Source organism: Sphingopyxis flava (genome assembly GCF_900168005.1).
GTDB lineage: Bacteria > Pseudomonadota > Alphaproteobacteria > Sphingomonadales > Sphingomonadaceae > Sphingopyxis > Sphingopyxis flava.
The window spans coordinates 1-12,090 of record NZ_FUYP01000052.1 but is presented as its reverse complement, the minus strand read 5'-3'; the positions used below and the strand labels follow the sequence as shown (position 1 = coordinate 12,090).

Below are 12,090 nucleotides of genomic sequence, written 5' to 3'. Positions count from 1 at the left end.
CCAGCAACTGATCCAAAACTTCCTTGTCGATTGCCATATGATGGGTCCTTTCCATTCCATCTTATGGCCTCACGCACAAAACTTCTGACAGGCCCCAGCGACCCGTTGAAGCTCTCATTATACCCATTCTCCCATGGTGATCCCGGCGCGATGTATAGCGTCTTCACGCCGATCTGGCCGAGCCATTGCTGGACGGCATTGGCGATAAACTCGGCGCCATTGTCCGACCGTATATGTGCAGGCGGGCCGCGAGTGACGAACAGCTCCGCCAGCGCGGCAAGGACGTCCTCATGCCGCAGCTGACGTGCCACGATGAGCGCCAGGCATTCCCTGCTAGCCTCATCGATGATGGTCAGGATGCGGAACTTGCGGCCATCATGCGTGCGCCCCTCGACGAAGTCGTAAGCCCATACATGCCCTGGATACTCAGGCCGCAGGCGGATGCACGATCCGTCGTTGAGCCATAGACGCCCGCGCTTTGGCTGGCGTTGCGGGACCTTGAGCCCCTCGCGCCGCCATATCCGCTCAACGCGTTTGTGGTTCACCGTCCATCCCGCATGACAGAGCAATGCCGTCACCCGACGATAGCCGTAGCGACCATATTGCTTCGCCAACGCGATGATATCCTCCGTCAGCGCCGGTTCGTCATCCGCCCCGCGCGGCACTTTGCGCTGCGTCGATCGATGCTGACCCAACACCCGGCAGATCCGTCGCTCGGACACCGGAAGCTCTCGTCGCACATGTTCGATGCAGCGCCGTCGCCGCGCGGGGCTCAGAAGTTTCCCCGCGCCGCCTCCTGCAAAATCAGCTTGTCGAGCGTCAGATCAGAGATCGCCCGCCTGAGCCGCAGATTCTCCTTCTCCAGATCCTTCATGCGCCGCGCCTGGTCGGTCTTCAGGCCGCCATATTCCTTGCGCCAGCGATAATAGGTCTGTTCGCTGACCGCGATCCGCCGGCACGCTTCAGCGGTCGAGGCGCCCTGCGCCAGCACAATCTCAACTTCACGCAGCTTGCCGATAATCTCTTCCGGCTTGTGCTTCTTGCTCGGCATTCGTCGTCCCTTTCGTGGTCCAGACTATCATAGTCTCTGGGCCACTCAGCGGGGGGCAGATCATCGCGTTGGCGGATCGCAAGCCTTCTATCACACCCGCGACGACTACATTCAGATGCCGCCCTTCAAGGTGTTTCATTCCGCCGATGATTATTATGCCACGCTCGCTCATGAGGCAGTGCATCTTGCAGGCCATGAAAGCCGTCTGAACCGCAAGACGCTGATTTCAACAAGCCGCGCGGACTATGCGAGGGACGAGTTAGTGGCGGAGCTGGGAGCCTGTTTCATCGGCGCCATCGTCGGTTTCAAGGTCGAGGAACGGGAAGACCATGCAGCTTACCTTGAACACTGGTTGACCGCGCTCCGCAACGATAAGCGAGCCATTTTCGAGGCCGCGCGCGAAGCGCAGAATGCCGCCGATTACCTCTTGGCGATGATGCTGGATCAAGGGGGCTGAAACGGTCCCCCGCGCCAAAAAAACGGGCGGACGCCGCGTTATCGCGGCGTCCCAATTTTGAACTAGGATTTTTGCGGTCTGCCCAAGTGGTTTATATACATATCCCGATATGGTAACTATATTGCAGCCTAGGTCGTTATCAGGTGCAAAATGGAAAATATCATCAACACCTATCAGAATCGCATAAAGGCGATGGGCTTCAAGCCTCGGCGCAAGGAAGACGTTCCTGTCGTCATGGACGTCTATTGCGAAGCACTCGCAAATGCCAAAATTGAAGGGCTGGAATTGCTTGCCGATGACCATGCCTTTTGTTTGTTATTGGTAGAAACTGAAATCCCCGTCGATGTGGCGATCAATCTAGCGCAGGAATACAACCGCGATGTTCTGTCGCGGCAGAAGATTGCTGCATGACAGGTGGGTGATCCATATACCTGGCGAGACAGCACCGTTCTTAGGAACAAGCTGGGTTTACGCGACGATAAGACTCTTTCGGAACGAGAAGCCTTCTTCTCGGTCGTCCGGCATGGTGAGCTGACGTTACAGCGCGCCGCGCCGGCGATGACGGCGCGCGAGTATGGCGCCATCCACAAGCATATGTTCCAAGACGTCTATGAGTGGGCGGGCCGATTCCGCACCGTGGACATTAGCAAGCCGGGCAGCACCTTTGCGCGGGCGCACTTCATCGCGCGCAGCATGGACCATGAGTTCCGCCAGCTGCCGGATCTTCAAACTCTCAAATCCATGGACCGTGATCGCTTCGCCGACACGATGGCGCGCCATATCTCCGAGCTGAACGCCATTCACCCGTTCCGCGAAGGGAACGGCCGCACAATGCGCCTGCATTTGCAGCTTCACTCCCTCGCGGCAGAGAAGTTCGTTTCGATTCAGGCAATGGGGCCGATGGATTGGATGGAGGCGAGCCGAGACAGCTTCCATACCGGCAATCATGCCTCGCTCGCCAAGGTCATTCGGGACGCGATGCCGCAGGAGCAATCGCGCCGGGAACCGGCGCGAGGCCCCGCGGGCATCGCCATGCCGCCCGCCATGGATTCTCTTATGCCAGCGGGCGAGCGCCGCGCCATGAGCATCGAGCAGGCCAAGGAGCAGATCAATCGCTACTTGCCGACCGCGCAGGCCGTGGCCGCGCGGCAGTATGAGCAGCTGAACCGCCTCGCAGCGACTTCCGGCGACATGCGCCAGCTCGCCGAGCGTTCCGCGCAAGAGCTGGCATTCTTTCGCGATCCGAAAGGACCGCTCCACCATGTGCAAATTATCGAGCAGCGCCGCTATCACCAGATCGAGGTCAATTGGGCCGAGGGGATGGACCCCCTTCAACGGGTTCGCGCGATCAGTGCCGGCGCTGCATCCTTCCTGGACAAGATGAGCCCGCGCGACGTTCAAGCCGCCGATCGCGCGCTCCGGATGCAGGTCATGCCTCCCGGCGTCAGCCAAGTGGACTTGCGCCTTGCCGAGCAGTTCCAGAAAAATTCGCCCGAGCAGAACCGCGACGACGCGCGGCTTGCCCCCTTTCAGATCGCCATCGACAAGCGGGTTGCCGACGCCGTTGGAAAGGGCGCGTCCAAGGAGCAGCTGGCGGCGATCACCGAGAGCGCGAAATCCAATGTCGTCTCCGCGTTGCGCGAAGGTAAAATCCCTACGCAGAAGGCCGACAAGCCGAAGGATCGCGAGCGCTAGTCAATCGAGCGGCCGAGGGCCGCGCGCTGATAGTTTGTCAGCTGCCACATAGGATCGAGCGGCCCAGGGCCGCGCCCCGTCAGTGGTGGCAGCTGCCACCGGGGAACACCAAGGGCACCCGCCCTTTCGTTCCCGAAGCATAATCGACAGGACCGGGTTGCGCGCCAAGTTCGGCCAGATCGGCACGCTCACGCGCGCCGGGCCTCCCTAGCCGCGCCGCCCGCACCACTCCCATCGATTTTGCTCCCCCCTCCCCATCCCGCGCTTCGCCAGCGGGTCAGAGCCGCAGGCCGCAGGCAGCGGCTTCGCCTGAAGGAGTGAGGAAGAATGGAGATTACCCCCGAGCAGATCGCGACCATCGCGGCGCTTAACGACCTTGCGCGGCGGACCATGGGCGTCACTTGCCGCACCGTGGTTACGCAGGGAATCGGGGCGCTCGATGCCAGCGCGCAGACCGACATTTTCAAGCTGATCGAGAGCTTCGAGGATTTCACCCCGGACAATGACCCGAGGGGCGAGCATGACGCCGGTTTCCTTTATCGCGACGTGACCGGCCAATGGCATACCCGCTGGACCGACGACGACACGCGGCCCGCCCTCTCCGTCATGTGGAAGATCGACTATTACGACCGCGAGCTAGAGTTTGGCAGCGCCGAACCTTGGAATCCCGACGCCACGACGCGCGTGCTCACGATCCTTCTCGCCAACGAATATTGAAGGAGGCAGTCATGAGCAAAGCCCGTCCGGAGATCGAATTGAACTGGCGTGATGAGAATTACGGTTCCGTCTATGCCGTCGCCGCCTTCCGCAACTATGCGGGCACCTTCGATTGGAGCGAACGCACCCACCAGCGGTTTCGCGGATGCCTGAAACGCGCAGGCTTCGCCTTCCATCAGGGCCGGTGCAGCTACATCGCAAGCAGCGGCTCCCGCGAGGAAAGGAAGCGCGCTCTTTGTGACGAGCTGGACCGCGCAGGTTTCCAGATCGTTCGCGGCGACGTGAGGGGGGCAGCATGAACCGCGAGCGCCGCAAGCAGATCGCCGCAGCGCGCGCCCTGATCGATCAGGGCAAAGCCCTCTTTGATGAGGCGCGCGAAATGCTCGAAACCGTCAAGGACGACGAGCAGTCCGCCCGCGACAATCTTCCCCCGAGCCTTGCTGACGGCGAAGGCGCGGAGAAGATGGACGCCGCAATATCCGAACTCGAGAACGCGATTTCAGCCCTTGAGGACTTCGACGCCGACGAGATCGGCAACACCCTCGACACCGCCAGCGAATAGGAAGGATCGACCATGGAGCCCATGCGCCACCTTGATAGAGACACCCGCCGCGCGCGCCTCCTAGCCGCGCGGACGCGGCCCGTTGGCGGTATCAACCGCCGGGGCATCTTCACCGGCCATTGGGATGGCGGCGACGTTGTGCGCCAGTTCCGCGGCGGCACCGGATCATGGATCGGCCTTGCGCCCTACAAGGCCAAGGCGGACCCGGAGCCGCAGCCATGAAAGTCAGCAACACGGCGAGCGCGGTTCGCGCTACCCTGTCCCCAACTGAGATCAGCGAGTTGCAATTCGTGATCGAGGCGGCCGAGCGCGCGGGGCATTACATGCCCGCGCGCGTCCCCAACATGATTGCGGCGCTGGCGAGCAGCGCCGACGATGTTCGGATGAAACAGGCCGCGAAGCGCGCGGAGAAAGATCGCGTGAAGCGGATCGAACAGGATCGACGCGCGCGCGATCGTCAATTCATGCTGGGCGAACGATACAGCGTCATGGCGGGCCGCGCCGACTTTGCTGACGCGGCATCCGATCCGGACATTCGCCAATGGGTTGACCTGACATTCCACGAGATCATGGGAAGGCCGCTACCCGATCAATGCGAAATTCGCCGCGATGTTTGGCTTGTCCGCGTCGTCCAACTCAACGGCGGTTCGTTTGACGCTGTTGTGGGGAGCGATTGCACCGAAACCTCCGATCCCGCCGAAATCAACTCCCTTGCCGAGCAGCTGATCGCGCGCTTCGAGGGTGCAATCATGGAATGATGGCGTGGGTTGGCGGTGGCAGCTGCCACCGGCATCACGAAATTGTGAAGCCCGTCGCCACACACGCGCGGCGATTTTGTGTATCATAGCTTTGGGCGGTGGCATCGGAGGTTCGCAGTCTCCGGCGCAAATCCTACCGCTCAAAGGAGGTGCATTTGATTGACTACATATGAAGCCATGCAATTGACGATCGCAGCCGTTGCGCTCGTGATCGCGATTGTAAAGCTGGGGCAGCGTAAAGACTGACCCAGCGGGCGGGGGCCTTCGCAGGGTCTCCGCCCATCTATCTAACGCTTGGCGGGGCGGAAAGTTTGAGCCCGCCACGTTCGCAGCATGGCGGGCTCAGGTAGGTGCATTGACTGACCGTCAATGAAGCCATCCCCTATATAGCGCAAAATCCTTGCCGTTCCAATAAGCGGTCTATCGCGAGAATGTTCCGCTCTTGTTCTCTTTGGCGCATAAGCGCGGCATGGCCGCGAACTACAACCGCCCCAAGCCCGTTGATCCGATCTGGTATCGGCAAAGCTGCTATCTGCGCATCCATTGCGCTTGCGGGCGGCATGTCGCCGTGCCCCTGGGCGAGTTTGCCCGCTCCCGGCGCATTTCCTTCGATACGCGTATATACGAGCTGATCGCGCGGCTCCGGTGCAGCCAGTGCCGGCGCAAGCCTCATGCGGACGTGACGCGATACCGCGCCGGCAACTAAATAACGGAGGATCCGATTACTCGGATTCTTCCGGTGCTGTTTGTTGGCATGTCACAAGCGACATGCAGTATTGAGGCGGACGAGCCGCCGCGTCATTCATTCGATCTAGGGGCCTGTTCCGGCCCCCTGGCGCAAGGGCTGGACCGTCTCGGCCGCAAACGGCCTCGCTTGGCGACCATGGGGGTTTCCCCGCCCTTCCTTCGCTACGCTCCGTGCAGGCCGGGTGATCCCCCTCCCCATGCTCGGCCCTCATTTGCGCCATTCCCCGACCCCGCTCGCCGCTGGGCAGAAGTCGATGACCCGTCATCGCCTTCGGCTCCATTCTAGGCAGGGAACAGCACATGACCGACATTCCGCTGGCAACGATCCTTCGGATCAACGCCGCCCGCACCATTTCGCTCGCGCGCTATGAGGAAGAGGGCAACTTTGATCGCTTCGGCTACATCAAAGACCTTGCCGAGAACCATGGCGCTGACCTTCCCGCCGTCATCGAGATTGCCGAGCTGCTAGGGCCGGAGGAAGATTTTGACGGCCTCGTGACCACCATCGAGGACGCCGCCGAGGGCTTCGGCTTTGGCGCTCTCATTGCCGGGGAGGCGTGAGCATGGGGCAAGAGCTTATGACGCCCGCGCAGATCGCCGACATTTGCGAGGGCCGGGACAAGGCCATAACCCTTTGGCTGAACCTGTATGACACCTACCATTCGACCCGCGATGAGGCGGCGCGGCTTACCGTTGGCGGCGCGCTTTCGCTCTCATGTGGACGGGACTGGACCGAGGACACATTGACGCGCGCTTTCATCCAGTCGCAGCCTATCGAGCGGCGCGACAAGGAGACGGGATCGCGCGAGACTATCGAGGCACGCGACAATTTCGCGCGCGTCCTAACCGAAACGATGGACCGGCGATGCTGGACCGCTCTCATGGAGCAGCTGGGCTTTGACCAGCTGCTAGACCAGCAGGCCCGAAAGGAATTTCATGACGGGCTACGCGATGCCCCCGTTCCGTTCACGCCCGACAATTGCACCGCCACTTTCGGCCATATCTGGACAAATCGCCGCGACCTCTATTTGCGCGGGATCGCCAATGTCTTCGCCAAGCTGGACCGCCGCTTTCGTTCGCACAACGGTTTCAAGATCGGCGCGCGGCTCATCATCGAAGGCGCGATAAACACATGGGGATCATGGGAGCGCTACGAGCGCCGCGACACGCTGCGCGACGTGGAGCGCGTTTTTCTCGAACTGGACGGCAAGCCCCCCGTCGCCGAGGCGGCAAGCATCGCTAGTCTTGTCGGCCAGGCCGCGCGTGACCGCGCGTCACTGCCGACCGTTCTGCAGGGCGATTATTTCCGCGTCCGAATCTTCAAGAATGGCAATCTGCACATTTGGTTCGAGCGCGACGATATGTTGCAGAGCGTCAATCTCTTGCTCGCGGAGTATTACGGCGAAGCCATTGGCGACAGCTACGATACGACCGAGGCCGAAACCGCCCCCGCCTATCACGTCACGCCTGCCAAGAATTTCGGCGCGTTCATGACCTCGCCAGAGATCGCGGCGCAAGTGATCGAACATGCGAGGATCGGCCAAGGCCAGCGCGTTCTAGAACCAAGCGCAGGCAAGGCCGCGCTCGCGACTGCCGCGCGCGATGCCGGCGCCGATGTTACGTGCGTCGAGCTGCAACCCGGCTTCGCTCACGAATTGCGCGTCGTGCATGGTTTTGCGGATGCGATCGAGGGGGACTTTCTCGCCCTGGACCCGCAGCACTTCACACCGTTTGACGCGGTGATAATGAATCCGCCGTTCGATCGCGGCCGAGACTGTGACCATGTGCGCCACGCGCTCGCCTTCCTGAAACCCGGTGGCGTGCTGGTGGCGATCATGAGCGCCCGCGCCGAATATGGCGAGGATCAGCGCCATAAGGCCCTGCACCGCATGATCGAGGGGTGCAGCGCTATCTATTTCCATGGTCGGAAATGGATCGACCTTCCTCTCGGCTCTTTCGCCCACGCCGGAACCAACGTGAACACCGTTTTGCTGGCGATCCGAAAGCCGGGATGATTGGCGCAGGCGGTGGCAGCTGCCACCGCCTGCCTTGCTGGCAGATCGAGGCGACAAAGCCGCCGCGCCGTTTTCGACTAAGGCCTGTGGACATTCACTTCGCGGCGAGGATTGTCGCGACGAGGTGCCAGTTGGCGGTGTAACTGCAGGCAGTTTTCTCGTAGCGCGTAGCGATGGCTCGGAACTCCTTGATCTTCGCGAAGAAGTTCTCGACCAGGTGTCGCCACTTATAGGCATGCCGGTCGTAATTGCGCTTGATCTTGCGGTTCGCTTTGGGCGGAATGACTGCGCTCGCGCCGCGCACATCCAACTCGGCAAGCAGCCAGTCAGCATCGAAGGCCTTGTCGGCCAGAAGCGCATCGAATGCTACGTCCTCGATCAGCGGTGCGACGCCTTTCAGGTCATGAGCCTGACCCGGCAGGAGAACAAGGTTGAACAGGTTTCCAAGCGCATCGACCAGCGCCACGATCTTGGTGGTCAGTCCGCCGCGCGAGCGCCCGATGGCCTGAGCGTGAGTCCCCCCCTTGCGCCGCTCGCCTTCTGGTGAGCCTGAACGATAGTACCGTCGATCAGCGCGTATTCAAAATCCGGCTCGCCGCGGATCTCTCTGAAAAGACGTTCGAAAACACCACCCTTCGCCCATCGTCGGAAGCGCCGGAACACGCTGTTCCAATTGCCGAATTCCGGCGGCAGATCCCGCCATGGAAGACCGGTGCGCACACGCCAGAGAACCGCCTCTAAAAACATGCGATTGTCCTTACCCGTCACACCGCTATCGCTCTTCTTGCCGGGAAGGTGGGGTTCAACGCGCGCCCATATCCCATCCGTCACCACAAATCGCTGCTCGTCCATTCAGAACTCCCCTTGGGAATCCTGAATCAGAAATCAGGCAGCGTGGGAATCCTGAATGTCCACAGGCCTTAGATCGCAAGCGGATCTAGTCCAGGCGAAGGGGGGCGGCCTCCCCCCTTCCCGTCAAGGGCCTGGCCGTCTCGGCCGCAAGCGGCCTCCCTTGGTGATCGCGGCGGTTTCCCCGCCCTTCCGCGCTTCGCTTGTGCAGGGCGGGTGATCCCCCTCCCCCGCGATCAGCCCTCAATGCCGGTTCATCCCCCCCGGCTTCGCCAGCGGGCAGAAGTCGATGACCGTTCATCGCCTTCGGCTCCATTTAAGAAGGGAAAACACATGAAAATCCGCATCTACCGCCAGACCGAGCAGGGACTTGACCGGATCGAGATCGAGGGCGGGACAGTTGAAATCATCGTGAACCGAGCCGCCGTCGAGGGCTTCCAATGCACCGACTATAACAGCAACCCGCGCCAGCGTTTTGAATTGCAGGGCGCGCCGAAGTTCGCAGGCGTTTCCGGTCCTATGTGGGATGGCGATGCTATCCGTTACGAGTGCAGCGCCACCTATGCGGAGTTGAGCGCATGAGCGCCGCCGCCGCGATCCGCACCGAGCAGGCCGACGAGCTGGGCGAACAGATCGTTGCCGCAGGTTTTGCCGCAAGTGGCTTCCTGCTGGACATAAACGGGGCGCTTGATGTGCCCCGCAACTTTCCGCTTCCTGCCCCTTGGAATCTGCCCTCGCGCCTGTTTCAATTCCCGATTGAGGTAATCCGGGCCGAGCAGGACGAACCGCGCAAGATTGGCCTTCGCCATCCCTTGCTTGCCGCCCATCCTTTCGTGCAGCACGTTGAAAGAGTGCTAGGCGTCGAGATCGCCCGCGAAGGCGTGACGAACCGCTACGGCTATAGCAACCGCACCAATGGGCTTTGGCATCATGCCGTTGATCTAATCAGCGCCGGGAAATGGCGCGAATTGCTCGACACACAGGAGTTCACCGAACCGAGCTGCATCTTTCAGGCCGTTGTCTTCGGCTGTCGCTATTCCAACCATGGGGACAGCAACGGTCGCGGCCACATCAACACCGCCGAGGCGCGCCAGATCATGAGCGAAATGGGCGGGACCGAACCGGCAGACCGCAGCTCTATCATCCGCACGTTTTCCGCGCCGAGCATGTGCAAGCAGGATAGCGGCAGCGAGCATTGGCCCATCAATACGGGCCGCATGAATGCAGAGGATCAGGCGTGGGCCTTCATCCACGGCATTGAGGATGGATGGTTTGCGCACGATCGTTCCGGCCATCTGCAATGGACGCCGCTGGGCCGCGATCGTTACGCCGCAGGCGATAGCGCCAGCTTCACCGAGGCGAGCGGCCAGACCGCGTTCGCCTTTTGAGGGGATCGAGCATGGCTCGTCATTGCATCCGCGAAGCGCGCTATATGGGGTGACTACACGAAAGTAACGTATCTGCACGCTAAGGGCGAACAAATCCGGTACAATGCCAGCGGAAGCTACCTGTAGGTACTCAACGGCGTGTTCAACCTATCCTTTGAGCATGTGTCGATCATTGCGGGCGCCGATATGGGAGGGCCGCAAGCCGGCTCATCAACGATCGAGGTAGAGCCCTGCTGGCCAAGTATGTGAGCCGGTTGCCCATCCCCGGTATGGCGAAGGATCGCCGATGAACCAGAGCATCGACGGCAAGGGTCGCGCAGCGATCAACGTCCATCAAGCCAAACTTCCCCCACTTCAAATCGCTGAGGGCAGCCATATCGGTGTCAATGCCACCGGGTGCAAAAGACCCAACGCTCACACCCGTCCCGGCAAGCTCGACGGAAAGTGCCCGCATGAGGGTACTCACATAGGCTTTCGACGCGCCGTAGACCGCTTGGAAGGGTACGGATGTTTCGCCCGCCAGGCTCGACACTGCGATTATTGAGGATTCAAACGGCTGCTGCCGGAAGATCGCAATCAGGCGGGCCAGCAAATCCGTGAAGCCGGCTACGTTTGTTCCAATCACCTCGGCATAGGCGTCGGCACGGCTAGCATCAAACGGACCGGCGCTCGTCAGCCCGGCAGCCAAGAAAGCCGCATTGACTTTCAATTCTATAACCTTGGCCGCGATCTTCTCCCTGCCCTCAATTTCACGTTGATCGGCCACTATGATCTCGCACGGGACATTAAACCGCTCGCCAATTTCAGATTGTAGCTCCCGCAAGTTGTCGAGCCTTCGCCCAACAATCAGGGGCTTGGCCTGGTACGATGCCGCCAAACGGAGGGCTGACGCCCTGCCCAAACCGGTTGAGGCCCCTGTAACCAGCACCCACGAGTTCTGGATCGGCAGCGGTTTCATGCGCTTTCCAGAGCCTTGTACAGGGCGGTTTTCCCGATCTTGAGCCGAGCCGCCGCCTCACGAACAGTTAGGCCCGCTGCGATGTACGTCCGCGCCTTGCGCAGCTTGTCGGGAGTGACGACAGGGCGGCGGCCGCCCTGACTACCGCGCTCGCGCGCGGCTCGCAGGCCAGCATGGGTGCGTTCCCGGATCAGATCGCGCTCGAATTGGGCAAGCGAGCCGAAGATGTTGAATACCAGCATCCCGCCCGACGTGGTGGTATCGATCTGCTCGGTGAGCGAGCGGAAACCCACGCCGCACGCCGCCAGCTCGCCGACTTTCTCGATCAGGTGGCTCATCGAACGCCCAAGACGATCGAGTTTCCAGACCACCAGCGTGTCGCCGGTACGCAGATAGTTGAGCGCCTCGGCCAGGCCGGGCCGATCGGCTTTTGCTCCAGATGCATAATCGTCGAATATCCGATCGCAACCGGCAGCGCTCAACGCGTCGAGCTGGAGCGCCAGCTTCTGGTCTGCGGTCGAGACGCGCGCATAGCCGATCAGCGCCACATGCTGCCCGATCGTGTCCGTTTTCCCATCATTATGCGATCTTGTCCGAATCGCCATCACAGGTCCAGAGTTGACGGACATATTCATGCTGGCCGCCAGAGGACCGTCTGACGGACAGGCACAGAGAAGGAGATGATGTTGGCGAGGCGGCGACTGGTGAGCCCGGAAATCTGGGCGGGGCATTATGACGCGCCGCTCGATGAGCGCGAGATTGCACGTCACTATACGCTGACCAGCGACGATCTGGAATTTGTCGGCCGCCGTCGCGGCGATGCCACCCGGCTCGGTTTCGCGATGCTCCTGCTCACTATGAGATGGCCTGGCCGTGCGCTGGAAGCGGGCGAA

16 protein-coding genes and 3 pseudogenes are annotated in these 12,090 nt (G+C 61.2%); 15 read left to right on the top strand and 4 right to left on the bottom strand.

All coding sequences use genetic code 11. From position 1 onward, the window contains the following. Positions 1-95: 95 nt before the first annotated feature. Positions 96-1,051, bottom strand: a pseudogene (locus B5X69_RS19550) (IS3 family transposase); the annotation flags it as partial. Here B5X69_RS19550 and B5X69_RS19545 point away from each other — a divergent pair. From B5X69_RS19545 to B5X69_RS19495, 12 genes and pseudogenes are all read left to right on the top strand, one after another. Next, positions 1,011-1,508, top strand: a complete 498-nt coding sequence (locus tag B5X69_RS19545) for a zincin-like metallopeptidase domain-containing protein (RefSeq protein WP_328588210.1) — start codon at positions 1,011-1,013, stop codon at positions 1,506-1,508. The pseudogene B5X69_RS19550 and the gene B5X69_RS19545 overlap by 41 nt on opposite strands. A gap of 150 nt (positions 1,509-1,658) precedes the next feature. Continuing rightward, positions 1,659-1,919, top strand: a complete 261-nt coding sequence (locus tag B5X69_RS19540) for a hypothetical protein (RefSeq protein WP_020820227.1) — start codon at positions 1,659-1,661, stop codon at positions 1,917-1,919. 147 nt (positions 1,920-2,066) lie between these two features. Continuing rightward, positions 2,067-2,300: pseudogene (locus B5X69_RS22120) on the top strand (Fic family protein); the annotation flags it as partial. Between the two features lie 240 nt (positions 2,301-2,540). After that, positions 2,541-3,203, top strand: coding sequence for a hypothetical protein (locus tag B5X69_RS22115; protein WP_245798814.1), 663 nt, complete (start codon positions 2,541-2,543; stop codon positions 3,201-3,203). Positions 3,204-3,530: 327 nt separating this feature from the next. Then, a complete protein-coding gene (locus B5X69_RS19530) occupies positions 3,531-3,920 on the top strand; it encodes a DUF3768 domain-containing protein (RefSeq protein WP_020820229.1) in 390 nt (129 codons plus the stop codon). An 11-nt stretch (positions 3,921-3,931) separates the two neighbouring features. Then, positions 3,932-4,219 (top strand): hypothetical protein, encoded by a 288-nt coding sequence (locus B5X69_RS19525; RefSeq protein ID WP_020820230.1) that lies wholly within the window; start codon positions 3,932-3,934, stop codon positions 4,217-4,219. Beyond that, on the top strand, positions 4,216-4,482 hold the full coding sequence (locus B5X69_RS19520; protein WP_020820231.1) for a hypothetical protein: 267 nt from the start codon (positions 4,216-4,218) through the stop codon (positions 4,480-4,482). Before B5X69_RS19525 ends, B5X69_RS19520 begins: the two co-directional genes overlap by 4 nt. A gap of 12 nt (positions 4,483-4,494) precedes the next feature. Further along, complete coding sequence (locus tag B5X69_RS19515; RefSeq protein WP_020820232.1) at positions 4,495-4,704, top strand: hypothetical protein; 210 nt, start codon at positions 4,495-4,497, stop codon at positions 4,702-4,704. Continuing rightward, on the top strand, positions 4,701-5,240 hold the full coding sequence (locus B5X69_RS19510) for a hypothetical protein (protein ID WP_020820233.1): 540 nt from the start codon (positions 4,701-4,703) through the stop codon (positions 5,238-5,240). The genes B5X69_RS19515 and B5X69_RS19510 overlap by 4 nt, the downstream gene beginning before the upstream one ends. Before the next feature lie 469 nt (positions 5,241-5,709). After that, positions 5,710-5,946, top strand: coding sequence for a hypothetical protein (locus B5X69_RS19505; RefSeq protein ID WP_020820234.1), 237 nt, complete (start codon positions 5,710-5,712; stop codon positions 5,944-5,946). 341 nt (positions 5,947-6,287) lie between these two features. Next, positions 6,288-6,548, top strand: a complete 261-nt coding sequence (locus tag B5X69_RS19500) for a hypothetical protein (RefSeq protein ID WP_020820235.1) — start codon at positions 6,288-6,290, stop codon at positions 6,546-6,548. A gap of 2 nt (positions 6,549-6,550) precedes the next feature. After that, positions 6,551-8,002: a DUF4942 domain-containing protein gene (locus tag B5X69_RS19495; protein ID WP_223811159.1), complete on the top strand. Its 1,452-nt coding sequence runs from the start codon at positions 6,551-6,553 to the stop codon at positions 8,000-8,002. A 94-nt stretch (positions 8,003-8,096) separates the two neighbouring features. Here the strand turns inward: B5X69_RS19495 and B5X69_RS19490 are convergent. Next, positions 8,097-8,854: pseudogene (locus B5X69_RS19490) on the bottom strand (IS5 family transposase). A gap of 330 nt (positions 8,855-9,184) precedes the next feature. On the opposite strand from B5X69_RS19490, the gene B5X69_RS19485 reads away from it, so the two are divergent. Then, positions 9,185-9,433 (top strand): hypothetical protein, encoded by a 249-nt coding sequence (locus tag B5X69_RS19485; RefSeq protein WP_020820237.1) that lies wholly within the window; start codon positions 9,185-9,187, stop codon positions 9,431-9,433. Next, positions 9,430-10,239, top strand: coding sequence for a hypothetical protein (locus B5X69_RS19480; RefSeq protein WP_020820238.1), 810 nt, complete (start codon positions 9,430-9,432; stop codon positions 10,237-10,239). The genes B5X69_RS19485 and B5X69_RS19480 overlap by 4 nt, the downstream gene beginning before the upstream one ends. Before the next feature lie 169 nt (positions 10,240-10,408). On the opposite strand, the gene B5X69_RS19475 is transcribed toward B5X69_RS19480, so the two are convergent. Beyond that, on the bottom strand, positions 10,409-11,197 hold the full coding sequence (locus B5X69_RS19475) for an SDR family NAD(P)-dependent oxidoreductase (protein ID WP_079640190.1): 789 nt from the start codon (positions 11,195-11,197) through the stop codon (positions 10,409-10,411). After that, positions 11,194-11,745, bottom strand: coding sequence for a recombinase family protein (locus B5X69_RS19470; RefSeq protein ID WP_037522137.1), 552 nt, complete (start codon positions 11,743-11,745; stop codon positions 11,194-11,196). The genes B5X69_RS19475 and B5X69_RS19470 overlap by 4 nt, the downstream gene beginning before the upstream one ends. Before the next feature lie 138 nt (positions 11,746-11,883). Here B5X69_RS19470 and B5X69_RS19465 point away from each other — a divergent pair. Continuing rightward, positions 11,884-12,090: DUF4158 domain-containing protein (locus tag B5X69_RS19465; RefSeq protein ID WP_079640191.1), on the top strand; the 207-nt coding region annotated here is incomplete at its 3' end.